Source organism: Flavobacterium akiainvivens (assembly GCF_001278115.1).
Classification (GTDB): Bacteria; Bacteroidota; Bacteroidia; order Flavobacteriales; family Flavobacteriaceae; genus Flavobacterium; species Flavobacterium akiainvivens.
This window is the reverse complement of the sequence record NZ_LIYD01000005.1, coordinates 2018252-2040895: the sequence shown is the minus strand read 5'-3', so window position 1 is coordinate 2040895 and position 22644 is coordinate 2018252. Positions and strand designations below refer to the sequence as shown.

Here is a 22644-nt window from a genome sequence, read left to right as displayed (position 1 = left end):
CGAAGACGGGAATTGAACCCATGATCTGAATTTGTAAAATCCGTTTAAACCTGTTCAATCCGTGTCATCCGCGTTCCATTTTTACGTACAAGCCCGCCCCGAATGGAACCTTAAACTTTAAACAAATTTAAAGAATGTGCTTCTGCGCTTTGTAAGAAGACCTTACCAGCGCGCCGCTTTCTACATGGCGGAAGCCCATTTCAAGGCCTATTTCTTCATATTTCTTAAACTGGTCCGGCGTAATGAACTCCTTAACCGGCAGGTGTTTTTTGCTGGGTTGCAGGTACTGGCCTATAGTAAGCACGTCAAGGTTTACATTGCGCAGGTCTTCCATGGTTTGCAGTACTTCGGCTTCGGTTTCGCCAAGGCCCAGCATAATGCCCGATTTGGTACGGTTAATGCCGCTGGCTTTCAGGTAGCGCAGTACCTCAAGGCTACGCTCATATTTTGCCTGTATGCGCACCTCGCGGGTAAGGCGTTTTACGGTTTCCATGTTGTGGCTTACCACCTCTGGCGATACCCCCACAATACGGTCTATAATACGCTCCACACCCTGAAAATCAGGTATAAGGGTTTCAAGGGTAGTGGTAGGGTTCATCCTGCGGATGGCCTTAACCGTTTCTGCCCATATAATAGAACCCATATCTTTAAGGTCGTCGCGGTCTACACTGGTAATAACCGCGTGCTTAATGTTCATTATTTTAATAGAACGCGCCACTTTTTCAGGTTCATCCCAGTCCACCGTTTCGGGGCGGCCTGTTTTCACGCCGCAAAAGCCGCATGAACGTGTACAAACATTACCCAATATCATAAAGGTAGCAGTACCCTCGCCCCAGCATTCGCCCATATTGGGGCAGCTGCCTGATGTACATATAGTGTTAAGCTTGTATTTGTCTACAAGCCCGCGCAGTTCGGTATATTTTTGGCCGGTAGGGAGCTTAACCCTAAGCCATTTTGGTTTTTGTGTAAGAAGGCCGTTAGCAGCAACGGGCCTTGAAGTATCCAGCACGCTCTCCATACTCAATTCTTTCTTTAGGCTACAAAGATAAGGCAAATTTATATACCAACAGGCAGTACCAAACGGCTATAAAAATCACATTGGCCATACATTATGTGAAGGGGAGGTATTATCCTAAATCCGAAATATAATCATATTTAAGATAAATGGCGGATTTCCCGCAACGGACTGAAAATCAGATTTGATAATTTTTATGTTAAAAAGAGTTAAATTTATATAAACCTTTTTATGTAATGTATTTTGCATAGTGTTTTTAAATTGATTTTTGCTGTTTTTAATAGTGTAAGTGTTTGATATTTAATAGTTAAATGAAATGGGGTTATTCTTTTTTGGCTAATTTTAACACAGCCAATAAGGCCTTAAAGGCAAACCAACCAATCATTTTTTTCTAAACCAATCTAAATTACTTTCACCTTATGAAAAAACACTACATTTTTCTGGTGGCAGCCTTGCTGTCATCGGCAGGGATTTTTGCACAGTGTATCCAAAATGGCGACTTTGAAAAAAGAACAGACAACTGGCGGTTTTCACACCGCGCAGGTTCTTATACACAAGTGGGCTGCGATATAGATACAAGCCCTGCAAACGGCTTTGCACCCTTTATGGCATCGTCCACACCAGACCAGTTTTCGTTTCCGTATGGCACAGTAGTTTCTCAGGGGCTCGACCCTTTTTTGGCATCATGCAGCCCATCTGTAAGCGTGCCCCGCACAGTGCTTAACAAGTATGCCATGAAACTTAATATTAATGATGGCGATGCCGATATTACCAGTATGTTCCAGCCCTTTAACGGCGCCGAGTTTATTAGCTTTAACTATGCCTTTAGCGCCATGAACAGCCACCAGGGCGACCCCGATCACCAGCCGTTTTTTACCGCCAGGGTAGTAGATATTAACAGTGGCACAATAGTAGCCTCTTATTGCATTAAGGCCGATAATACAAACCCTTTATTCAGCTCAACCACCGGCCCGGTTGGCGGCGAAATTGTGTATACCGACTGGCAGTGTAAAACACTTTATATACCGGAGGAATACAGGCGAAGAAAACTTATGCTTGAGTTTGTAGTGGCAGACTGCGGTGCATCTAAAGATTTTGGTACCGTATACCTTGATAACGTAAACTGCAGGGAAAAATGCCGCGAAGTGGCCTGTATTGAAAACGGTAACTTTGAACCGGACGGCCTGTACCCTTGGGACTTTAAGCACCGTGCACAGTCTTACACCCAGGTGGGCTGCGATATAGATACTAATGATCCGGGCTTTGCTACAGTAATGCCATCTACCATACCAGACCAGTTTACAGCCCCTTATGGCACAAGGGTATCTGTAGGGGTAGACCCATTCCTGGCCAGCTGCTCTCCTGCGGTTGCGGTACAGCGTGTAATATCGGGCAACTTTGCTATGAAGCTTAACGTTAATGACGGCAATGCCGATGTTACCAGTATGTCCCAATACTTTACGGGTGTGCCTTTCATTAGCTTTAACTTTGCATTTAGCGCACAAAACACGCACCAGGGCGACCCTGATCATCAGCCGTTCTTTACCGCACGTGTTATAGATGTAAGCAGCAATACCATAGTAGCATCTTACTGTCTTAAGGCAGATAATACCAACCCTATTTTTGGCACTACTAACGGGCCACTGGGCGGAGAGTTTGTGTATACCGACTGGCATTGCAGGACGCTTTATATTCCTGAAGAATTCCACGAAAGGTACCTGCTGCTTGAGTTTGTAGTGGCAGACTGTGGCGCCTCTAAAGACTTTGGTGTTGTATATCTTGATAACATTAACTGCAGGGAAAAATGCCAGGATGGTAAGGCGAAAATGATGCGTAAAATACAAACATTTAACGCTTATCCTAACCCGGTTAATAATGTACTTACCATAACAGGAGCACAGGATACTACCGTATTTACACTTACTGACCTATATGGCAAAACGCTGATTAGGGTAGAGAATACCCAAAAAGCAAACGAGGTTACCATAGATGTATCCGGACTTGCAAAAGGTGTTTACCTGCTGGGTACAGACAGTGGCAGTACAACTAAAATTATTAAAGAGTAAGTAAAGCGATAATAGAATTTTTAATTGAGGAGAAGTCCCCGCCCACCCGGCGGGGATTTTTTGTTTACAGGGCAACAAGCACATCAGATAATTTGCCTAAGTGTGGTGCTGTAAATTCAGGTTCAGCGGCAAGAGGGTACAGCTGTTGTCCGGGTCTGCTTAAAAATGCAGTGCGCCAGCCTGCCCATTGTGCACCGGCCACATCCCAGCCATGGGCAGCAATAAGCATACACTCCTGTGGGGCAATACCCATTTTACGGGCAGCCCAGCTGTAAGCATCGGCATGAGGTTTAAATTTGCCAATTTCCTCTATGCTTAGTTGTGCATCAAAGTATGAGGTAAGCCGGGCATTTTCAAGTTGTGCCGCTACGGCTTTTGATGATGAGTTGGTAAACGACACCATTTTAAAGCCCGCCTGTTTTAAGCGTGCTAAAGATGCCAATACATCTATATGCGGCGGTAAAGACAGTATAGGTTTTATGGCTGCTTTGGCCTGGTCTTCGGTTAGGGTAATACCGTTGTTTTTACCCACCATAATAAGTGCGGCAGCCCCAACAGCCCCAAAATCATGATACTGGTTAGCCACGGTGCTTACCAGTGAATAGTGCAGCATGGTGGTAAACCACAGCGACAGCAGGTCGGCCCGGCCGTTCAGGGCATCGCCTACGCTTTTTTTCATGGGGGTAAGGTCGAGCAGGGTTTCGTTTACATCAAAAAACAGCACTTTGGGCCTTGTAGATTGTTTTGTTTCTTCTCCATGCGGCGAGGCATGAAAAAATGATGTGGGTACCAGCAATCCTGCGGCACTTGCGGCGGCGGTATTGCCAAGAAAGTTTCTGCGGCTTATTTTTTTCAAAGTAAATGTTTTTGGTAAAAATAAGGCATGCAGGTTTTTTAGTTAAGTATTGGATGACGAATTGAATTTATCAACACAGTAAGCCCGCAAATGAGCAGCTAAAAAAAGTAACAAACAATATTTCAGGTATATAAAGGTTATATAAGTAAACCAGCCTATATGAAATACTTTTTACCCTTCCTTGCCTGCGTGGCCTTTATTTGCTGTAAAAAGCAGCAACCCGCCGTTGCTGAAACTGACAATATAAAACCGGCAGCTGTTTCCCAGGTTTCTGAAAAACAAAATGTTCCTTTTGATACACTTACCAATACCCTGCACATATTTGTTGCCCTGTGCGATAACAAATACCAGGGCATAGTACCCGTTCCGGCGGGTATAGGCAACGGACAGGACCCAAATACTAACCTGTATTGGGGCTGTGGCTACGGAATACGTACCTATTTTAAAAAGAGCAAGGAGTGGAAGCTGGTAAAAACCATAAAGAAAGACAGTTTGGTTTTAGAACGCCTGGTGTTTAAACACGCTACCAAAAACTGCTACCTCGTGGCCGATGCTTACGATGGGCAATACATAAAACAATGCACGCAGGATTTTTTGGCGGCAGCAAACGGCGCAGCAAAAGACACGCTAAACCTTAACGGAAAAACACTGGGCATAAGCGGTAACAGCAGCTTTGTAGGCTATATAGGCCACGACGGCCTTATGGATTTTGATGTAGATGAGGTATACAAAAATACAGATGGCAAAACCCGCAATGTGGTTGTTTTGGCGTGTTTTAGTAAAAGCTATTTTTCGCAGCACCTTGATAAAGAAAAAGTAAACCCACTGGTGTGGACTACCCACCTTATGTGCCCCGAAGCCTACACCATTCACGATGCCATAACCGGCTACCTGGCGGGAGAGGGCAATGCGGCAATACGCAAGCGGGCGGTATCGGCGTATGCCAAATACCAAAAGTGCGGCGAAAAGGCTGCCGGCAATTTACTGGTAACGGGGTGGTAGTACTGCACATATTTATATATTTGTGCAGTAAACCCATACCAAATGAAATTTAAACTCCTCATAATGCTGCTTTTTGCAGTATCTGTAGTCTTTGCCCAGCGAACTGAACTTGAAACTACAAATCGTAGTGTGCCGTTATTTCCCGGATGTGTTGAACCAGAATTGCGTTACGACTGCTTTGTGCAGAGCGTGGGTGCTATAGTGCTTGATTCTGTAAATGGTTATCATAAAAAGCAACCTGTTCCACAAGAAAGAATAGAGGTAAACCTTATGCTTTTTACAACCGAATCGGGTGATATAGAGGTTCGTAGGGTAAAATCTGCCAACAGTACAGTTGAGGCCATTGCTAAAGCTTCCCTGCAAAAACTTCCGAAAGTAATTCCCATTTACAGGCCAGAGGGTACCCCGGCTACTTGCTCGGTAGGGTTTGTATTAGTATTGGTAAAAGATACCGGTACGGGTTTATTCAGGCATGATTACAAAAGTATGTATGAGAGATTGCATAATAAAACAAGCCCAATAGGGGGTATAGATATTATTGATGCGGTTTTTCCTGAGTGTGTGGGTGTTAAAGCACCTATAAAGTGTTTTGAAGAAAAATTTACAGGCTGGCTTTTGCCGAAACTAAGTGCAGCTGCAGTGGATGAACTTAAAAAGGATACAAAAGTGATAAGGCTTACAATTGATGAAGAAGGAGGCCTGCTTGCTTTTGAGCTTTTTGGATTTACAGGGCAACTTCAGGATGAGGTTGTAAAAATTATGCCTTCTTTTCCTAAAGTAGCCCCGTCAACTGTAGATGGCAACCCCTATATGGCAACCTATGTATTTCCTGTAGTGGTTAAGTAAACCTAATACTTAATAATCAGTTCTTTAATCAGTGCCCTTACCTTTGGTTCTGCCGATGCAGCTGCCTGTAGCACCTCGTCATGGCTTACGTTGCTTACGCCTTCCTGTGTGTCGCCCATATCGGTAATAACCGATATGCCAAAACACTCCATGCCCATGTGGCGCGCCACAATCACTTCGGGCACGGTGCTCATGCCTACGCAGTCGGCGCCCAGTATCTTTACCATGCGGTATTCGCTCAGGGTTTCAAACGTTGGCCCCTGTAAGCCCAGGTAAATACCATCTTTAACATCAGTGCCCTGTGTTACTGCAATTTCCTTGGCTTTGCTAATCATTTTACGGCTGTAGGGCTCGCTCATGTTTACAAAGCGCGGGCCAAAACGTTCGTCGTTTTTACCCCTTAGCGGATGCTCAGGCATCATGTTTATGTGATCGTAAATAATAACAACATCGCCCACCTTGTAAAATGGGTTAACCCCGCCGCTGGCGTTGCTTACAATCAGCTTGTCTACCCCCAGGGCTTTCATAACCCTTACGGCAAAGGTAACCTCCTGCATGCTGTAGCCTTCATAATAATGAAAACGCCCCTGCATAGCCACCACGGTATTTTGGCCTATTTTTCCAAAAACCAGCTGCCCGGTGTGCCCCTCTACGGTAGTAACCGGAAAGTTAGGCAGCTCACTATAAGGTATGGTGTGTTCTACGGCAATATCCTGTGTAAAGCCGCCCAGGCCACTGCCTAAAATAACGCCATAGCGCGGCACAAAGCCTGTTTTGTCGGTTATGTATTTAGCGGTTTGCTGTACTTTTTCCCACATAGGTTAAAATGGTATTGTCAAAATCATCGCCACCGTTAATAAACATACTGCTAATGGGCAGGTAATACAGGCTGTCGGCGGGCAGCTTGCCCTTAAGGCGTGTATAGTCTTTTTCGGTGGTTATAATAATGCGTTCATTAGCTAATTGGTTCAGTTCGTTTAATTCGGTTTCGGTAAACTCATGGTGGTCGGGATACTGTTTGTTTATAGTACCCGGCCCGGCCAGTACCTCAAAAAAATATTGCGGTTTTGCTATGCCTGCCACAAGAACCCGCTGCGTTTGTGTAGCATCATCAATATGCAGCACACCTTTTTCCGAATATACTAAATCATCATAATCAATACAAGTAAAAAACACTTTTTGGGAAGGTTTTGGCTTTAGCTTTTTGATAATGCGTTGCTGCTCAGTATCCGATAAATCCGGCGGGCACTTGGTTACTACAATAACATTGGCACGGTGTGCGCCGGTGCGGCTTTCGCGCAGGTTGCCCGCGGGGAGTATAAAATCGTCAGGATAAATTTCGCTGTAAGCGGTAAGCAAAATATAAAACCCGGCCTTAAGGCGGCGGTGCTGGTAGGCATCGTCCAGCAGTATGATTTCAGGCTTTGGGTTAAGGTTCAGGAGGTTGGTAACACCGTTAACCCGGTTGGCATCTACGGCCACGGTTATGTTGGGGAATTTACTGTAAAACTGGTAGGGCTCGTCGCCAATGGTTTGGGCAGCAGCGTTTTCATTGGCAATTATAAATCCGTTGGTTTTGCGGCCATAGCCCCGGCTCAGGGTGGCAATGCGGTACCGGTCGCCCAGCAGGCGGATGAGGTATTCGGTCTGCGGGGTTTTGCCCGTGCCGCCGGTACTCAGGTTGCCCACGGCTATAACCGGCAGGGGGAAAGAGTGCGATGTATACACCCCCCAATCATACAGCAGGTTGCGTATGGCTGTAATTAGCCAATACAGGGCAGAGAAGGGCAGGAGCAGCCTGCGCAATAGTTTAAGCATACTACAAAGTTACATTTTATAGGATATGGAGGCGTATGTTAAAATTGCATTTTTTTAAAACCGGTGCAAAAAAGCCATCGTATATAGGGTATGCAAGGAGCATAAAAGTGTGTTTTTATTAGTTGGTTGAAGCCCGTGAGTTGATGCATGGGCTTTTTTTGTGCCTTAAAGTTTCCTGTTGTTAATCTTTTCCCAAATGTAAATCCTCCTTCAAACCACGGTTGTTTTTATGGCGTATCTGTACCTATAAACTTTAAACAAAAGACAACCATGAAAACCCCAAAATTTTTAGCAACAGCAATCATTGCCTTTATTATGCTTATTAGCGGTGCCGCTGTGGCGCAAACCAAAATGGTGGGTGGCGCGGCCATGTACCCAACCAAAAATATTGTAGAAAATGCCATGAACTCTAAAGACCATACCACGCTGGTAGCCGCCGTTAAAGCTGCCGGGCTGGTAGAAACGCTTCAGGGTAAAGGGCCGTTTACCGTTTTTGCCCCAACCAATGCCGCTTTTGATAAGCTGCCTAAAGGTACGGTAGACAAACTGTTGAAACCCGAAAACAAAGAGATGCTTAAAACCGTGCTTACCTACCATGTGGTAGCCGGTAAATGGAGCGCTGCCGATGTAGCTGCCGCCATTAAAAAAGGAAATGGCAGTGCCGAAGTTACTACGGTAGAAGGCGGTAAGCTTTGGTTTAAGAATGACGGTAAAGATACCTGGGTAATCGACGAAAAAGGCGGTAAGGCTAAAATTACCATTGCCGATGTAAACCAAAGTAACGGTGTTATACACGTTATAGACACGGTTTTGATGCCAAAATAAATGAGTGATTTTTTTCAGTGTTAGTAAATGTTGTTTAAAGGCTGCTTACCGGCAGCCTTTTTTATGCCCAATTCTAAAATCTTTTAAAAAAACATTCTTTTTTAAAACCATATAAAACAGCCTGACGTATATATCTGCAAATACTGCATCTAACAACTATTATATAACCCCCGCTACAGGTTGGGAATTACCCCCCGAAGATTCCCAACCTTTTTAAAGCCTGCCCGATATCAGCAGGCTTTTTTATTTAAAATGTAAATTTGTTAAATATTAGTTAACGAAACTTACAAAATCTGTAGGTTTTTACATTTAAGAAATATTGGTAACTTCATAATAACGCAGCGTTGTTTTTTATTTAAAACTTGGATAATACAGCAGGCGCACATTTGCACCACATTATTAACCAACAGCTAACAACTTATGCAAAACAACTACACAAAAGCCATTATGCTGCTGTTTGCCTGCCTTTTGGCCAATATGGCCGGGGCACAGGAACTGCTGCATTACTGGAACTTTAACACGGTTGCCACCTACACTACTGCTAACGTAGGTACGGGCACCATAACCGCAAACCTGGGTACTGCCAGCGAAATGGTAACCGGAGACGGCCAGGATTTTGGTACACTTAACGCACAAAACGGCGATGCGGCCGGCACACACCTTAGATTTAACAATCCTGTAGGCGGCGAAGTACTATTTGCACTGCCTACAACCGGCTACCAGGATGTGGTGGCAAAAGTAGTAACCCGCCGTTCAGGCTCGGGGGCTTCTATCCAAAAATGGTCATACTCATTAGACGGTACTACCTACACGCTTTTCCAGACGGTAGATCCTATAACCACTACACCATCATTAGTAACGCTTGATCTTTCTGCCATAGCAGGAGCTGATAACAATGCCAACTTTAAAATTAAGGTAGCGTTTGAACAGGGCACAGGCGGCCTTGAAGGCAACAACCGTTTTGATAACTTTACCCTTGAAGGCCAAGAGCTTGCTGTACCACAACTGGTACACTACTGGAACTTTAACGGTGCTACCTATACTAACGAGACTTCGTTTCTTGTTGCAGGCGGCAGTGTAACGGCTAACCTGGGCACAGCCAGCGAAATGGTTTCGGGCGATGGCCAGGACTTTGCCGACCTAAACGCACAAAATGGCGACCCAGCTGGTACACATCTTAGGTTTAACAACCCTGTGGGTGGCGAAGTACTGTTTGCCCTGCCTACTACAGGATATGAAAACCCTGTTTTTAAAGCGGTAACACGCCGTTCAGGCTCGGGTGCCTCAATCCAGAAATGGTCATACTCTTTAGACGGAACAACCTACACGCTTTTCCAGACGGTAGACCCTATAACCACTACGCCATCATTGGTTACGCTTGACCTTTCTGCCATAGCAGGCGCTGATAACAATGCCAACTTTAAAATTAAAGTAGCGTTTGAGCAGGGCACAGGCGGCCTTGAAGGCAACAACCGTTTTGACAACGTAACCGTACACGCTACCGCAATGGAGGGTACCAGTGATACTACTGCCCCGGCTGTAACTATTGTTCCGGCTAACAACGCGGCAAACGTAGCGGTTGCAACCCCAATAACGCTATCATTTAACGAAAACGTAAGGCTTATAAACGATGCGGCTATAACCAACACAAACGTTGATGCCCTTGTAGAGCTTCGCCTTAACAACGCTAACGGCGCTGTAGTGCCTTTTGATGCTACTTTTGCCGATAACACCATTACTATTGTACCTACAGCGGCTCTTGCCAATGCACAGGCATATTATGTAGCGCTGCTGCCAAACGTGGTGGAAGACGAAAGCAACAACGCGGTTGCAACAGCGGTAACATCTACCTTTACAACTATAGCGGTTCAGACTGCGCTTACAGCCGGCGATATCCTATTCACGGCATACCGTATGAACGTAAGCGGTGGCGAAGACGAAATTGCTTTTGTAACGTTTGTTGATATTGCAGCCGGTACGTTTATTACGTTTACCGACTCTAAATATACTTCTAACGCTACACCACAGTGCCCTAACGGTATTGTTTGGACAGCTACAAGCTGCATACCGGCCGGTACTGTAGTAACCATACAAAACGATGCCCTAACGGCAAGCTCAGGTACGGTAACGGGTTCGGGCTTTGGCCTTAGCTCTGGTGGCGACCAGGTAATTGTATATACAGGCACTAACACAGCGCCTAACTATATTACGGCCCTTACCAGCAACGGCTGGGCTACAGCTAACACATCGTGCAGTGGCAGCGTTTCTATGCAGCCAGCAGGCCTTACAGCGGCTAACAGCACTAACACCAGTACTGTTACAGGCGCTGTAGACGGTAACGCGGTTAATGCTTACTATACCGGTACCATGACAGGTACTCCTGCCGAACTTAAGGCTGCGCTTGTTAACCCGGCTAACTGGGTTGCAGTAGCTGGCGGCACAGAGCCTCAAACATGGCCTGCATGGGCGTTCCCAAGCTCGCCAACCGTGCAAACGGCTACTGTGGTAAACAACACTACCATTACCCTTGCGTTTAACAGTGCGCTTAATGCTGCATCTGCCCAAACGGTGGCTAACTATACCGGTATTGCAGGCCTTACTTCGGCTGTGCTAAACGGTAACACGGTTACGCTAACATACGGCACTGCTTTTACAGCCGGTTCAGCCTATGAGCTTACGGTAGCTAACATTGCCGATGCCAACGGCCTTACCATGACCTGCCCTTACGAGTTTAGCTTTAGCTACAACACTACAGTATCTTTTGATGAAACGTTTGTAGTAGTTAATGAAAACGCGGGTACACTAAACTTTGTGGTAAACCTTGCCAATCCTGCAACGGGTTCGGTAGACCTTGTACTTAAGGCTGCCCCATGGAGCACCGCTACAGCCGGCCAGGACTTTACATTCTCCACACAAACACTAAACTTTACAGGCAGCAGTGCGCTTACGCAAACTATAGCTATCCCTGTTTTAGACGATACAGATGTTGAAGAATATTCTGAATACTTTGTACTAAGCCTTGAAAACCCTGTGGGTGTTACCATTACAGGTGATACACTTGCTACGGTATATATTAAAGATAACGACATCCAGGCCCCGGTGGCTAACGAAACCATTACACTTGATTATGTAGTGAGCTTCGACCCAAGCGGCGCTAACGAGAGCACCTGCGAGATTGTGGTGTTTGACCCTGCAAGTAAAAAGCTATTCGCTACAAGCGCAGTAGAGGGCAGGCTTGATATCATCAACTTTGAAAACCCGGAAGCTCCGGTAACAATAGAGAGCATAGATATGGCCCCTTATGGCGAGGTAACCAGCGTAGCTGTACATAACGGTATTGTGGCAGTAGCTTCTCCAAATGCGGTAGGTACTGAGAACGGTTCGGTTGTATTTTTTGATACAGATGGTACATTCCTTAAGCAGGTAACGGTGGGCAACCTTCCGGATAACGTATCGTTTACACCAGATGGTACTAAAGTACTTACGGCTAACGAAGGCCAGCCAAACGCTAACTACAGCGTAGACCCTGAAGGTTCGGTAAGTATAATAGACATAAGCGGCGGTGTGGCTAACCTTACACAGGCTAACGTAAGCACACTACTGTTCACGGCATACAACAGCCAGGAAGCAGCCCTTATAGCCAGTGGCGTAAGGAAACTGAAGCCTGAAAGCACACTAAGCCAGGATTTTGAACCGGAATACATCACTACAAGTGCCGATTCTCAAAAAGCATGGGTAACCCTGCAGGAAAACAACGCCATTGCCGAGATTAACCTTGCTACAGGCGCCATTGCCGATGTTTGGGCACTGGGCACTAAAGACGTAAGCCTTCCGGGTAACGGATTTGATATATCTGATAACAACAACGAAATACTTATTGCCAACTGGCCAATTAAATCATACTACATGCCTGATGGCGCTGCTACATACAGCGTGGGTGGTGTTAACTACATTGTTACCGCTAACGAGGGTGATGAGAAAGAATACACAGGCTTTGTAGAACGCACTACTATTGGTGCCGACTCTTATACGCTTGATGCTACGGCGTTCCCTAATGCGGCAATGCTTAAGAAATCATTTAACGCAGGCAGGTTCCGTGTTACGGCTTTCGACGGTAAAAATGAGGCCGGTAACTATGAGGAGATCTACTCGCTGGGTTCACGCTCATTCTCAATCTTTAATGCCGATACTAAAGAAATAGTATACGACAGCGGTAACGATTTTGAAGTGTACACTGCCATGACGCCATCTATAAGCGCCCTGTTTAATGCTGATAGCGAAGACAACACTTCTAAAACGCGCAGCCGTGCCAAAGGCCCTGAGCCGGAAGGTGTAACGGTTGCCCAGATAGGCGAAAAAACATTTGCCTTTGTAGGCCTTGAGCGTATAGGCGGTGTAATGGTGTATGATGTTACTGACCCGGCTGACGTGAAGTTTGTAGACTACAAAAACAGCAGGACAGTATCGGCTTACGGTGGCGATAACGGCCCCGAAGGCATCATCTTTATCAGCGCGGCCGATAGCCCTGATAACACACCTTATGTGATTATAGCAAACGAGATAAGCGGTACGCTATCTGTATATTCGGTAGATACAACAAACCTTGGCCTGGGTGACGATTATACACGTGCCAACCAGTTTGTGGTGTTCCCTAACCCGGCAGAAAGTGGCATAGCCTACTTTAACCGTGCTGCCGATGTTGAGGTGTTTGACTACACCGGTAAAAAAGTTTATGAGGCTAAGCAGGCGCTAAGCATCAATACCGCTAACCTGGCTGCAGGAATTTATCTTGTAAAAACAGGCGAGGGTATTACCAAAAAACTTATTGTTAAGTAAGTGTTAGTTTCGTGTTTTTAATTTTTTTTCCCGACCGGGAAAAACAAATCCTGCCCGTTCTGGGCAGGATTTTTGTTTTTAGGGCTGTTGCGAAACTTTAGTGGGTTTTGTCATGCCGAACGCAGCACAGCAGTTTGTGTCATGCCGAACGTAGCGCAGCGGAGTTGAGGCATCTCAGATTCATCTAAATTTGTATCTTTACTGTATGGAAATCTATTTTGGTACCAAGGAAGAAAACAATGCCCGCAGGCAGGAGGAGTTTTTAAAGCTTCACCCGGCCGAAAGGGTTATGGCGTTTATAAGGCTCAGCCAGGCCATGGCAGCGTTTCCTACCCATGCGCCAAAACAGGATAAAGGTAATTTTGTGCTTACCAAAAAGAAAAGCTGAAATGACGGAGAATTGGGATGATGAAATTGATAAGGGTTGAAAACCATGAAAAACAACCTGCCAAATCTAAACGGTTTTCCTACAGATAAAAGCACATTAACCTACTGCAAAAGCAACTAATCTGAAACACTACCACAGCGGTAGCGTATAATTTCTTAATAGCTATAAAATGAAAATGGTACCATACCATTAGGCTTCTGTATGTAATAAACGCTATACTTATCTTCTGTCTCTCTGCTAAAAATCATATTTTTAGATTTATAGTCTTTAAATACTTTATCTCCGACTGAAATTCCTAATTTGTCATGTTTATTAAATGTAAAGCTTGCAAAAGAATATTCATTACCAACACTGTCGAAAAATATTAGATTACCTTTTGCATCTGATTTAATTTCATCGATAGTAAAATTATATTTGCTACCATATTCCTTACGGGATTTTATAAATCCATTTATAAAAATGAAGATAAAAATGGTTCCAAAAAAAATGAAAAAAAATATATAGCTTTTTTCATATTTGAAATTGTTTTTTAGTTCTAAATGAAGCTGTTGATAACCTGTGCCTGCCGGCGCAATCATCTTGCTAATACTGTGTGAGCCAACAGCCATATTGATTACAGCCTCCTTATTACCCTTGCAAGGAAGTAAGTAAAGAGTAATACGACTATTATTGTGGCTACGGCTTGTGTGGTGTTAACGCCCACATCTGCAATTGTAAAAACAGCATTGAGTATAACCATAAACACAACAAAAATCAGTACGTTTTTGAGGATGTATGCAGTAACTTTCTTCATTTGGTTGTATCAGGATTAAAATTATGACAGGCTAAACAAATAGCAGTTATCAGGTAGCAGTTTGCAAACTGCCGCCTGCTACCTGATAACTGCCAACTGGATTACTTCCTCTTGTATACAACGGCATCAGGGCCGTCAATATCAGGCGTTTTGTCTTCGTCGGCTATATTGGCCTTAAATTCGTTGTCGTTAAGCGGCCTGAAGCCTATGGTAAACATAAGTTCTTTTTCGCCCGTAGACAGCCTTTTAAGCGAAATTTTAATAAGGTTTGGCGTAGCCTTGTAGTCCACCTCATAGGTCATGGCAATTTTTTCGCCGCCCATATCAAACTCTTTTCCGCCAAAACGCTGGTCGCCTTTTTGGAGTGTGGCATAGCCGTCTTTGTCAAATTCCATCCCAAATTTTTCGCCCTCTACGGTGCCTTCCCATTTGCCTATAATGCTAAACTCGGCAGGCGGGGTGGTAAAGGCCATAAGGCTTAAAAATGTAACGAACAGGATAAGTGATTTTTTCATGGTATGTTTTAAGTATTACGTTTTGTGCTGCCTATCTTAAAGTCGCAGCAAATAGTACGGGTAAGCGATGTTATTTTTACAACGGCATCGGCATTGTTACCGTAGTTGTGTTTGAAATAGTTATTAATGCCATCGGTTTCATGTGTGGTAACAAAGTCTTCAAAACGGGTAATGCCATTAACTTCAATTTTAATACTGTCGTTAAAATTACCCATAAATATAAGTGCATTTTCATCTTTAGCCAGTGTAAAGCCTGAATAAGAAGCCTGCCCGCCACGTTTATCAGCCTGCACTTCAAGGCAGCCTCCACATGTAAGGTTGTCAATCAGGGCTGTTTTACTTTTGCAGCCCATTAATGCTGTAAGTAATAACAGGGTAAGTGGTGTTTTCATGGTGTTAAACACATTATGTTCCTGATTTTACCAAAACCTGTACCACGTCTTTTTTGCCAAACTTATACTGCATCTGGCGGTTTCTTTCAATGGCTTTCAGGCTGTCATCGCAAAAATCAACAAACAGGGTAACATAAAAGTAATCAGTGTCAATGCTGTCAATTTTGCATTTGTTAATCCTGATTAATCGGTTGTCAATTTTATCAATGGCTACCATGCCCTGTTGAGAAAACCAGTTGTTGTGACCGTTATCTTTACGTACTTCAATAAACCGTATGGGCTTGTTGTTAATGGTTATGGTAAGGGTATCTATAATTTTTCCGCCAAAAGAACGGTTAAAAAAGTCAAAGTGCACGTCTTTGCCCACCAGGGTGCTGTCTGCCTTTTCAATGTTATAATACCTGATGTCTGAGCCATCCTGGGCATGAGCTAAGGCGGAAATTAAGAATAATAGTGAGGATATGAGCTTCATAAGTGAGGAGGTTGGTTAGTTTTCTTGTTTTATAACCTTAAACCTTTTTCTTGTTCTTAATCTTAAATAGATAAGTCTCTTTATACCATTTTAGCAAGCACTCTAACTGGTTATAAATTTCTTCGGCAGTTTGCCCTTTGTATAAATCAAAAGTTTTATTGGTTAAAAGCTGTAAATCTTTAAAATCAAGTATTTCAAAATCAGCCCCATTTTTAAAGAACAGGTAATCATTGCCATCGGTACGGTATACCGTCCTGATTACGTATATACCTTTTTCTTTAGTGCCAATATCAGTTCCGTCACAAATATCATACGCGGCTGTATCGAGTTTGTTTTCGTCATCAATTTCGCCTTTTGCAATAAAGAAATTTCTAACTACGGCTTTCATTCCGTCAACTGTCTCTTCTCTACCTTTTGTCTGGGCAAAACAACCAAAACTTATTAGTACAATCAATAGTGTTAAACTTCGCATAATAATGGTGTTGTTAAATTTTAAACCAGAAATAAAACCTATTCATACCTGAGCGCCCCTGCCGGTGCAAGCATTTTGCTTTTGCCCTACTTTTTAGTTGCGAATATTCAAGCCCATACCAGCCGGGGATTTTTCACTACTATTATTTTTTAGAAAGGGATAGAATTATCGTTTAAAATTTTTTGCAGGCGTAGAATTTCATCTACTAATTGTGGTAACGTGTTTCTTGCCATTGCTATAAAGTCCTGGTCTTCTTCCCTCAATCTATCAACGTCGATATCATAATCTCTATCTTCTTCAACTCCTGTCATTATAAAGTTGCTTCCACTGGTATGGTCTCTTCCTTCTATATAAGAAGTCCAAGGGGCTTTAGTAGCTTTATTTGTTATTTCGATTATTTGTTTTAATTCGGTATCAAGCATAACTTAAGTTTTAATATTCATAGCATAGTCCTAATATCTGCCAACTGCCATCTTAATACCTATTCATACCTGAGCGCCTCAACCGGGTCGAGCGCGGCGGCCTTAACGGCAGGGTACAGGCCTGAGAAGATGGTAACAATAACCACGGTAGAAAGTGCGGCAAAAAGCGCCTGCCACGGCATGGCAAAGCTTAGCCCCATAGCCATAGAAAAGCCAAAGCCCACCAGCAGGCCAAGCAGTACGCCAATGGCTGCCCCCATAATGCATATAACCAGGGTTTCGGTTAAAAACTGCAGTGCTATAATAAGGCGGGTGGCGCCCAGGCTTTTGCGAACGCCTATTTCTCGGGTGCGCTCTGTAACGCTTACCAGCATAATATTCATAAGTGCAATGCTGGAGCCAAACACGGTTATAACACCTATGGCCCAGGCTATAGCGTTCATAACAGCGGTTTCTTCCTTTAGCTGCGCCAGGAGTTCGTCGCTGCGCTCTATGCCAAAGTTGTTGCCCTGTACGGGGTTAAGGTGGCGCACACGGCGCATGGTTAGTATGGCTTCGTCTACGCTGCTTTCCAGCAGGTTGTGGTTGGCCACGTTTACCTTAATAGTATAGTCTATATTAGGGGCTGTAAACAGCGAACGCGCCAGTTGTATGGGTATAATAACGTTAAGGTCCTGGCGGTTGCCAAAGGTAGAGCCACGCTCTTTAAGCACGCCTACTACCGTAAACCTCGCCCCGCGTATTGAGATAACCTTGCCAATGGGATTAGGTGCATCTTTAAGCAGGCCGCCCTTGGCAAAATCACTGCCCACAATACACACATAGTTATTGTTGTTAACATCAAAAGGGGTAAAGTTGCGCCCCTGTGGGGTTTCCAGCCCGCTGTTGGGCAGGTAGTTTTGGTCGGCGCCAATAATGGTAATATCGGGGTCGCTCTTTTTACCTTCATACTTAACCTCTACATTACCCGCTGCGGTAAACGATAGTGAGGTAGTAACGCCGCCATAGCTGTATTTATCCTGAAACTCCTTGGCCTGCGGGTAGCTGATGATGGGGTTTTCGCGCACATCGCCGTCATTCTGGCGGCCTATTTGCTCGCTGTTGTCATAACGGCTTATGGTAAACGCGTTAGAACCCATGCTGGCAAAGTTGCCCATAATGGTATTTTCCAGCGCGGCCACGGCTGCCAGTATGCCCACCAGGGCAAAAATGCCCAGGCTGATGATAAAAACGGTAAGTATGGTGCGCAGCAGCTGGGTCTTTATGGAGTCCAGCGCTATCTTGGTATTTTCGCGAAAGAGGTTAAACATTACCCACAGGATTTTTGTGGCATCTAATGTACGGATTTCAGATTTTAGATTGAAGATTTCAGATTTGAAATTTGCCTGGACAGTTTTGGATTAAAATTTGGGATGGTGGTTGAAATAGAATTATCCGGTGTGTTTTAATATTTCACACCGTGAAAATGAAGTCCGAAAGTGAAAAATTAAGCACCTAATTATAAGTAAACTTCTGAAAAACAATGATATATGATATTTCACACCACTATTTTTTTGTAAAGTGCTGATTTTTAAAAACTTATGCTTGAGTTGGTTAAAAATCCAAAAGTGAAAAATTAAGCGTTTTTTGAGGACAATCTGAAATCTGAAATCTAAACTTTGAAATCCCTACCGTATATTTGCCCTTCAAATTGAAAATCATATAAAAAATGGCAAAACCGGGAATACCAAAAGGCACCAGGGATTTCTCCCCTTCAGAAGTAGCTAAGCGTCAATATATTATATCGGCCATAAAGCATCATTTTGAGCTGTTTGGGTTCCAGCCCATAGAAACCCCGTCTTTTGAGAACTCAGATACCCTTATGGGTAAGTACGGAGAAGAAGGTGACAGGCTGATTTTTAAGATATTGAACTCAGGTAACTACTTTTATGACAAGAAAGGTATAGAACTGCCACAGTCATTGGAAGAACTTAAGGCTAATTCTGCCGAAAACATTACTACAGAGCAACTTATAGAGCTAAATAAGTTTACAGCAAAGATATCTGAAAAGGCACTGCGCTATGACCTTACCGTGCCATTTGCGCGCTATGTAGTTCAGCACCAAAATGATATAACCTTCCCATTCAAGCGCTACCAGGTGCAGCCGGTATGGCGTGCCGATAACCCGCAAAAAGGGCGTTTCCGTGAGTTTTACCAGTGCGATGCCGACGTAGTGGGCAGTACCTCGCTTTGGCAGGAGGTAGAGCTGGTGCAGCTGTATGATGCTGTGTTTACGCAGCTTGGCCTTGACGGTGCTACCATAAAAATCAACAACCGCAAGGTTTTGGGTGGTATTGCCGAGGTTATAGGTGCTAAGGACAAGCTGATTGACTTTACCGTAGCTCTTGATAAACTCGACAAAATAGGCGAAGACGGCGTTAAGGCCGAAATGCTGGCTAAAGGCATTGAAGCACAGGCTATTGAAAAAGTACAGCCGCTATTCAATTTTACAGGCAGCATAGATGAAAAACTGAACCAACTGGCTGATTTACTTGCCGGTAGCGAAGAAGGCACCAAAGGCGTTGAAGAATTGCGTTTTATTTGTAATAATGTAGCTGCTACAGGATTGGGCAACAGTATTTTAGACCTCGATGTTACCCTTGCCCGTGGACTTAATTATTATACCGGAGCAATTTTTGAAGTATCTGCACCTAAGGAAGTTAAGCTGGGCAGCATAGGCGGCGGTGGCCGTTATGACGACCTTACCGGTATATTTGGGCTTAAGAACATGAGTGGTGTAGGCATATCGTTTGGCCTTGACCGCATTTACCTTGTGCTTGAGGAGCTTAACCTGTTCCCTGAAACGGTTACAGAGGGTACTAAGGTACTGTTTATCAACTTTGGGGATAAAGAAGCGCAATATGCCCTTAAGGCTATTTCAAGGCTTAGAAATCAAGGTATTAAGGCCGAATTATACCCCGATAATGCCAAGATTGGCAAGCAGTTTCAGTATGCCGATAAGCGCATTATACCTTTTGCCGTACTAACCGGCGACACCGAAATTGACAACAACAACTTTACCCTTAAAAACCTGGCTTCAGGCACACAGGATATTGTTACGTTTGACCAGCTAGTAGAGCAGCTTACTGGTTTGTAACACTTTGTTTATAAGAGTTTGACTATTAGTATTTTGCGGTTAAAAAGCGGTGTGAAATATCATACATCATTGTTTTTCAGAAGTTTAACTCTAATTAGATGCTTAATTTTTCACTTTCGGAATTCATTTTCAAGGTGCGAAATATTAAAATATAGCTTTGAATAAAAAATCCCGCCCTTGGTCAGCCAGGCGGGATTTGTTTTTTTCTGTAAGATGACAATTAAGCCTTACTTCACAGCGTCAAGAACGTTGTACTTGTTTACAGGTACGTTGCCTGATTCATCCTGAAGGATTTCAATACCCAGAATTTCAAACGGGCGCTCAATCTGGTTGCCGTTTGTGTCAAGGTAGTCCATCACTACGCTGTCAAAACTGTCCGGGTGCAGCGATATGGCCACAGTGTCGGTTAGCTCGTTGTCAAGAATGAAATTACGCATTGCGTCAAGAGTAATTTTCTCCATAATTATTAAGATTTAGGTAAGAGTAAAAGTAAAAGATTTAACTGAATAAATAATTGTTAAATTTGTTAAATGTTGCGTTTTTAACATCATTTACTCTTTTGTGTAGATAATAATATATAAAATCCTGTTAAAAATTGAGGATATTTAAATGTTAAAACCCTTAAAACCTTATCTTATTTATAAAGAAATGCCCAATAGCGGCCTGTTTAAAATTTTTTTTAAACTAAAATTTACATTTTAATGCAATATGTTCAAAATTTCTGCGTTATGTAAGGTTTTTCTTCGTTAGTTCCTGAAGTCCACCATGTTTTCTCCCTTATTGCCCGTTTTAGGTGTCTTATTATCAGCTTTTTCCCAGTCAATATTTGGGTATTTCTTCTTAAACTCGGGTAAATCACGATTAAAATAATCGGCAACAAATATTTTAGGTTCGCCTTTTGCAGCCTTATCCACATAACTCATTTCGCCTATATAGGTTATGGCACCGGCTTTCACTTCAAAGGGTATCCCAAACGGTTTGCTTTCGGTAACCATTCCCTGCGGCCCCAGGTGGTCAAGGTGGTTGTATTTGGTAAAGGCATAGCTGCCCGGTTTAACCTCAAGCACAAACAGATACGTTTTCTTGTTATTAAAATCACCGTTAAAAACGCTCTTGCCATCGGTGCGGCCGTTTATAATAATCCTGTCGGCGTTTTGCTTGTTGAATTTCTTGTCCCCGGTTTGCCCTTCGTAAAAAAAACGGTAAATATCGTTCATGGGCACATCGCCCTCAAAAGTTATGGTGCCTATAGCCAGTCCGTTGGCCGATGTTGCTGTAAAGGTTTCGGGTGCGGCATTGCCGTTTTTAGAGGCACATCCTGCCAGGGCAAGTACTGCAAGTAATACTATGAGTTGTTTTTTCATGGCTTTTATATAAATTGAATGGTAAAGTTACGCCATTTTGGGTATTGCCCTGCCTAAAACCGTATATTTACATAAGCGATACAACAATTGATACACTATTTATGAAACACGTTATAATGCTATTCCTGCTGGCAACTATGCCCGTGCTGGCGCAAAAAGATTTTAAATCGGTAGGTAAATGGCAGGGAACCGATGACGATGGCGGTGCTGTTTATATAACCTTTGATGCCGAAGGCTATGTAACCATGCAAAAAGGAGACGAAATTGTAGGCGGCAAGCATTTTGAAATGGAAGGAATTGAGGGGCAAATGACCTATAAATTTATTGATGGTACCAATCAACTGGATTTTATTATGAAAGAACTCAGCTCTGGGCAGGAAAATACATTAATGGGTATTTATAAGGTAAATAACCCTGATGAAATTGTACTTGCCATGAATAATTTAGAGCGCCCAGAAGACTTTACGGTAGACCCCATTGTTTTTAAGCGGGTTAAGAAATAAAAAAAGGGATGCCAAAAAGCATCCCTTTCTCTTTGTATTTAGCGTTGTTATGCCAATACAAATATTGTAATGACCACAAGGCCCGCGGCAATAATTTGTATGCCGTTAATAATGTTGTTTTTTAAAGCTAACGATTTTTCATGCTCCGTTAGTCCTTTGTGCAATGTTGCTGATTTTTTCATAGCGCCCCTTCATTAAATTATTATAATATCCTTCTGTTCTGTGCTAATATAGCAAATGTTTAGCGTCTGGTAAATATTTTAACGACAAATTGTTTAAGTTATTTCTTTTTTAACATATTTTAAGATTAATGCAGCCATTTTCTTAATGCTTTTATATTTTTAGCTGTTTGCTTACTTTTGCAGCTTTATAATAAATAATTGTGGCTAAGGAAATTGTTGTATTAATTGGCGGGCCGGGTAGCGGCAAAACCACGCTTATAGAAAAGCTTACCGAAAAGGGGCACACGTGCTACCCTGAAATTTCGCGCGAGGTAACCCTTGAGGCACGCCACCAGGGCATAGAGCAGTTGTTTCTGGAGAAGCCTTTATTATTTAGCGAGTTGCTTTTAGAAGGCCGCAAAAAACAATACCACAATGCCGTAGCCCAGGAGGGCGATATAGTGTTTATTGACCGCGGCATACCTGATGTGCTGGCCTATATGCATTATATAGGAGATGCCTATCCCGCTTTTTTTGATGAGGCCTGCCACAACCACAAGTATACCAAAATATTTTTCCTGCCACCGTGGGAAGAAATCTATACGGCAGATGAAGCCCGTTATGAAAACTATGAGCAGGCAAAGCTCATTTCCGGCCATTTGCAGGAAACCTACCGCAAATACGGCTATGAGCTTATAGAAGTGCCAAAAGACAGCCCTGATAACAGAATTCTTTTTATCTTGGGGCATCTTTTATAGTACT

At 43.5% G+C, this 22644-nt stretch carries 24 protein-coding genes; 9 read left to right on the top strand and 15 right to left on the bottom strand.

Annotated features, from left to right (window positions below):
• Positions 1 to 127: 127 nt before the first annotated feature.
• Entirely contained in the window at positions 128 to 1018 is an 891-nt protein-coding gene (lipA, locus tag AM279_RS09055) for a lipoyl synthase (protein ID WP_054407654.1), read from the bottom strand.
• Between the two features lie 416 nt (positions 1019 to 1434).
• Here lipA and AM279_RS09050 point away from each other — a divergent pair, with 416 nt between their 5' ends.
• Positions 1435 to 3081, top strand: a complete 1647-nt coding sequence (locus AM279_RS09050; RefSeq protein ID WP_054407653.1) for a T9SS type A sorting domain-containing protein — start codon at positions 1435 to 1437, stop codon at positions 3079 to 3081.
• Positions 3082 to 3145: 64 nt separating this feature from the next.
• Here AM279_RS09050 and AM279_RS09045 read toward each other — a convergent pair whose 3' ends face one another.
• On the bottom strand, positions 3146 to 3937 hold the full coding sequence (locus AM279_RS09045; RefSeq protein WP_201782548.1) for a haloacid dehalogenase type II: 792 nt from the start codon (positions 3935 to 3937) through the stop codon (positions 3146 to 3148).
• A 159-nt stretch (positions 3938 to 4096) separates the two neighbouring features.
• Between AM279_RS09045 and AM279_RS09040 the strand changes: the two genes are divergently transcribed.
• Positions 4097 to 4939, top strand: a complete 843-nt coding sequence (locus tag AM279_RS09040; protein WP_201782546.1) for a hypothetical protein — start codon at positions 4097 to 4099, stop codon at positions 4937 to 4939.
• Between the two features lie 42 nt (positions 4940 to 4981).
• Complete coding sequence (locus AM279_RS09035) at positions 4982 to 5785, top strand: hypothetical protein (RefSeq protein ID WP_054407652.1); 804 nt, start codon at positions 4982 to 4984, stop codon at positions 5783 to 5785.
• A gap of 2 nt (positions 5786 to 5787) precedes the next feature.
• Here the strand turns inward: AM279_RS09035 and AM279_RS09030 are convergent, their stop codons facing one another.
• Complete coding sequence (locus AM279_RS09030) at positions 5788 to 6603, bottom strand: purine-nucleoside phosphorylase (protein ID WP_054407651.1); 816 nt, start codon at positions 6601 to 6603, stop codon at positions 5788 to 5790.
• On the bottom strand, positions 6575 to 7603 hold the full coding sequence (gene lpxK, locus AM279_RS09025) for a tetraacyldisaccharide 4'-kinase (protein WP_054407650.1): 1029 nt from the start codon (positions 7601 to 7603) through the stop codon (positions 6575 to 6577). The genes AM279_RS09030 and lpxK overlap by 29 nt, the downstream gene beginning before the upstream one ends.
• A gap of 270 nt (positions 7604 to 7873) precedes the next feature.
• Here lpxK and AM279_RS09020 point away from each other — a divergent pair, with 270 nt between their 5' ends.
• From AM279_RS09020 to AM279_RS09010, 3 genes are all read left to right on the top strand, one after another.
• Positions 7874 to 8428 (top strand): fasciclin domain-containing protein, encoded by a 555-nt coding sequence (locus AM279_RS09020; RefSeq protein WP_054410226.1) that lies wholly within the window; start codon positions 7874 to 7876, stop codon positions 8426 to 8428.
• Positions 8429 to 8848: 420 nt separating this feature from the next.
• Positions 8849 to 13264, top strand: coding sequence for a choice-of-anchor I family protein (locus AM279_RS09015; RefSeq protein WP_082344205.1), 4416 nt, complete (start codon positions 8849 to 8851; stop codon positions 13262 to 13264).
• Positions 13265 to 13469: 205 nt separating this feature from the next.
• Positions 13470 to 13652: a hypothetical protein gene (locus AM279_RS09010; protein WP_054407649.1), complete on the top strand. Its 183-nt coding sequence runs from the start codon at positions 13470 to 13472 to the stop codon at positions 13650 to 13652.
• A 155-nt stretch (positions 13653 to 13807) separates the two neighbouring features.
• Here AM279_RS09010 and AM279_RS09005 read toward each other — a convergent pair whose 3' ends face one another.
• From AM279_RS09005 to AM279_RS08970, 8 genes are all read right to left on the bottom strand, one after another.
• On the bottom strand, positions 13808 to 14260 hold the full coding sequence (locus AM279_RS09005; protein WP_152926066.1) for a hypothetical protein: 453 nt from the start codon (positions 14258 to 14260) through the stop codon (positions 13808 to 13810).
• Positions 14261 to 14265: 5 nt separating this feature from the next.
• A complete protein-coding gene (locus tag AM279_RS09000) occupies positions 14266 to 14445 on the bottom strand; it encodes a hypothetical protein (protein WP_054407647.1) in 180 nt (59 codons plus the stop codon).
• A 101-nt stretch (positions 14446 to 14546) separates the two neighbouring features.
• The gene (locus AM279_RS08995; RefSeq protein WP_054407646.1) at positions 14547 to 14960 is read right to left on the bottom strand and encodes a hypothetical protein; all 414 of its coding nucleotides are present in this window, start codon (positions 14958 to 14960) and stop codon (positions 14547 to 14549) included.
• Positions 14961 to 14968: 8 nt separating this feature from the next.
• Entirely contained in the window at positions 14969 to 15352 is a 384-nt protein-coding gene (locus tag AM279_RS08990) for a hypothetical protein (RefSeq protein ID WP_054407645.1), read from the bottom strand.
• Between the two features lie 13 nt (positions 15353 to 15365).
• A complete protein-coding gene (locus tag AM279_RS08985) occupies positions 15366 to 15824 on the bottom strand; it encodes a hypothetical protein (protein WP_054407644.1) in 459 nt (152 codons plus the stop codon).
• Positions 15825 to 15861: 37 nt separating this feature from the next.
• Positions 15862 to 16296, bottom strand: a complete 435-nt coding sequence (locus tag AM279_RS08980) for a hypothetical protein (protein WP_143090421.1) — start codon at positions 16294 to 16296, stop codon at positions 15862 to 15864.
• 149 nt (positions 16297 to 16445) lie between these two features.
• On the bottom strand, positions 16446 to 16718 hold the full coding sequence (locus AM279_RS08975) for a hypothetical protein (protein WP_054407642.1): 273 nt from the start codon (positions 16716 to 16718) through the stop codon (positions 16446 to 16448).
• Between the two features lie 59 nt (positions 16719 to 16777).
• The gene (locus AM279_RS08970) at positions 16778 to 18028 is read right to left on the bottom strand and encodes an ABC transporter permease (protein ID WP_054407641.1); all 1251 of its coding nucleotides are present in this window, start codon (positions 18026 to 18028) and stop codon (positions 16778 to 16780) included.
• A gap of 398 nt (positions 18029 to 18426) precedes the next feature.
• Between AM279_RS08970 and hisS the strand changes: the two genes are divergently transcribed.
• On the top strand, positions 18427 to 19854 hold the full coding sequence (gene hisS / locus AM279_RS08965; protein WP_054407640.1) for a histidine--tRNA ligase: 1428 nt from the start codon (positions 18427 to 18429) through the stop codon (positions 19852 to 19854).
• Positions 19855 to 20081: 227 nt separating this feature from the next.
• On the opposite strand, the gene AM279_RS08960 is transcribed toward hisS, so the two are convergent.
• Together AM279_RS08960 and AM279_RS08955 are read right to left on the bottom strand one after the other, a co-directional pair.
• Positions 20082 to 20315 carry a hypothetical protein gene (locus AM279_RS08960; RefSeq protein WP_054407639.1) on the bottom strand — a complete coding sequence of 78 codons (234 nt, stop codon included), beginning with the start codon at positions 20313 to 20315 and terminating at the stop codon, positions 20082 to 20084.
• A 285-nt stretch (positions 20316 to 20600) separates the two neighbouring features.
• Entirely contained in the window at positions 20601 to 21218 is a 618-nt protein-coding gene (locus AM279_RS08955) for a hypothetical protein (protein WP_054407638.1), read from the bottom strand.
• A 101-nt stretch (positions 21219 to 21319) separates the two neighbouring features.
• Between AM279_RS08955 and AM279_RS08950 the strand changes: the two genes are divergently transcribed.
• Positions 21320 to 21721, top strand: a complete 402-nt coding sequence (locus AM279_RS08950; RefSeq protein ID WP_054407637.1) for a hypothetical protein — start codon at positions 21320 to 21322, stop codon at positions 21719 to 21721.
• Between the two features lie 47 nt (positions 21722 to 21768).
• On the opposite strand, the gene AM279_RS20945 is transcribed toward AM279_RS08950, so the two are convergent.
• On the bottom strand, positions 21769 to 21903 hold the full coding sequence (locus AM279_RS20945) for a hypothetical protein (RefSeq protein ID WP_262494127.1): 135 nt from the start codon (positions 21901 to 21903) through the stop codon (positions 21769 to 21771).
• A 200-nt stretch (positions 21904 to 22103) separates the two neighbouring features.
• On the opposite strand from AM279_RS20945, the gene AM279_RS08945 reads away from it, so the two are divergent.
• Positions 22104 to 22640, top strand: a complete 537-nt coding sequence (locus tag AM279_RS08945; RefSeq protein ID WP_054407636.1) for an AAA family ATPase — start codon at positions 22104 to 22106, stop codon at positions 22638 to 22640.
• Positions 22641 to 22644: the final 4 nt, after the last annotated feature.

What these genes read in the sequence shown, in the direction of transcription:
- lipA (WP_054407654.1), bottom strand. Translation starts at nt 1,018, where the DNA reads ATGGAGAGCGTGCTGGATACTTCAAGGCCCGTTGCTGCTAACGGCCTT.
- AM279_RS09050 (WP_054407653.1), top strand. Translation starts at nt 1,435, where the DNA reads ATGAAAAAACACTACATTTTTCTGGTGGCAGCCTTGCTGTCATCGGCA.
- AM279_RS09040 (WP_201782546.1), top strand. Translation starts at nt 4,097, where the DNA reads ATGAAATACTTTTTACCCTTCCTTGCCTGCGTGGCCTTTATTTGCTGT.
- AM279_RS09035 (WP_054407652.1), top strand. Translation starts at nt 4,982, where the DNA reads ATGAAATTTAAACTCCTCATAATGCTGCTTTTTGCAGTATCTGTAGTC.
- AM279_RS09030 (WP_054407651.1), bottom strand. Translation starts at nt 6,603, where the DNA reads ATGTGGGAAAAAGTACAGCAAACCGCTAAATACATAACCGACAAAACA.
- lpxK (WP_054407650.1), bottom strand. Translation starts at nt 7,603, where the DNA reads ATGCTTAAACTATTGCGCAGGCTGCTCCTGCCCTTCTCTGCCCTGTAT.
- AM279_RS09020 (WP_054410226.1), top strand. Translation starts at nt 7,874, where the DNA reads ATGAAAACCCCAAAATTTTTAGCAACAGCAATCATTGCCTTTATTATG.
- AM279_RS09015 (WP_082344205.1), top strand. Translation starts at nt 8,849, where the DNA reads ATGCAAAACAACTACACAAAAGCCATTATGCTGCTGTTTGCCTGCCTT.
- AM279_RS09010 (WP_054407649.1), top strand. Translation starts at nt 13,470, where the DNA reads ATGGAAATCTATTTTGGTACCAAGGAAGAAAACAATGCCCGCAGGCAG.
- AM279_RS09005 (WP_152926066.1), bottom strand. Translation starts at nt 14,260, where the DNA reads ATGGCTGTTGGCTCACACAGTATTAGCAAGATGATTGCGCCGGCAGGC.
- AM279_RS09000 (WP_054407647.1), bottom strand. Translation starts at nt 14,445, where the DNA reads ATGAAGAAAGTTACTGCATACATCCTCAAAAACGTACTGATTTTTGTT.
- AM279_RS08995 (WP_054407646.1), bottom strand. Translation starts at nt 14,960, where the DNA reads ATGAAAAAATCACTTATCCTGTTCGTTACATTTTTAAGCCTTATGGCC.
- AM279_RS08990 (WP_054407645.1), bottom strand. Translation starts at nt 15,352, where the DNA reads ATGAAAACACCACTTACCCTGTTATTACTTACAGCATTAATGGGCTGC.
- AM279_RS08985 (WP_054407644.1), bottom strand. Translation starts at nt 15,824, where the DNA reads ATGAAGCTCATATCCTCACTATTATTCTTAATTTCCGCCTTAGCTCAT.
- AM279_RS08980 (WP_143090421.1), bottom strand. Translation starts at nt 16,296, where the DNA reads ATGCGAAGTTTAACACTATTGATTGTACTAATAAGTTTTGGTTGTTTT.
- AM279_RS08975 (WP_054407642.1), bottom strand. Translation starts at nt 16,718, where the DNA reads ATGCTTGATACCGAATTAAAACAAATAATCGAAATAACAAATAAAGCT.
- AM279_RS08970 (WP_054407641.1), bottom strand. Translation starts at nt 18,028, where the DNA reads ATGTTTAACCTCTTTCGCGAAAATACCAAGATAGCGCTGGACTCCATA.
- hisS (WP_054407640.1), top strand. Translation starts at nt 18,427, where the DNA reads ATGGCAAAACCGGGAATACCAAAAGGCACCAGGGATTTCTCCCCTTCA.
- AM279_RS08960 (WP_054407639.1), bottom strand. Translation starts at nt 20,315, where the DNA reads ATGGAGAAAATTACTCTTGACGCAATGCGTAATTTCATTCTTGACAAC.
- AM279_RS08955 (WP_054407638.1), bottom strand. Translation starts at nt 21,218, where the DNA reads ATGAAAAAACAACTCATAGTATTACTTGCAGTACTTGCCCTGGCAGGA.
- AM279_RS08950 (WP_054407637.1), top strand. Translation starts at nt 21,320, where the DNA reads ATGAAACACGTTATAATGCTATTCCTGCTGGCAACTATGCCCGTGCTG.
- AM279_RS20945 (WP_262494127.1), bottom strand. Translation starts at nt 21,903, where the DNA reads ATGAAAAAATCAGCAACATTGCACAAAGGACTAACGGAGCATGAAAAA.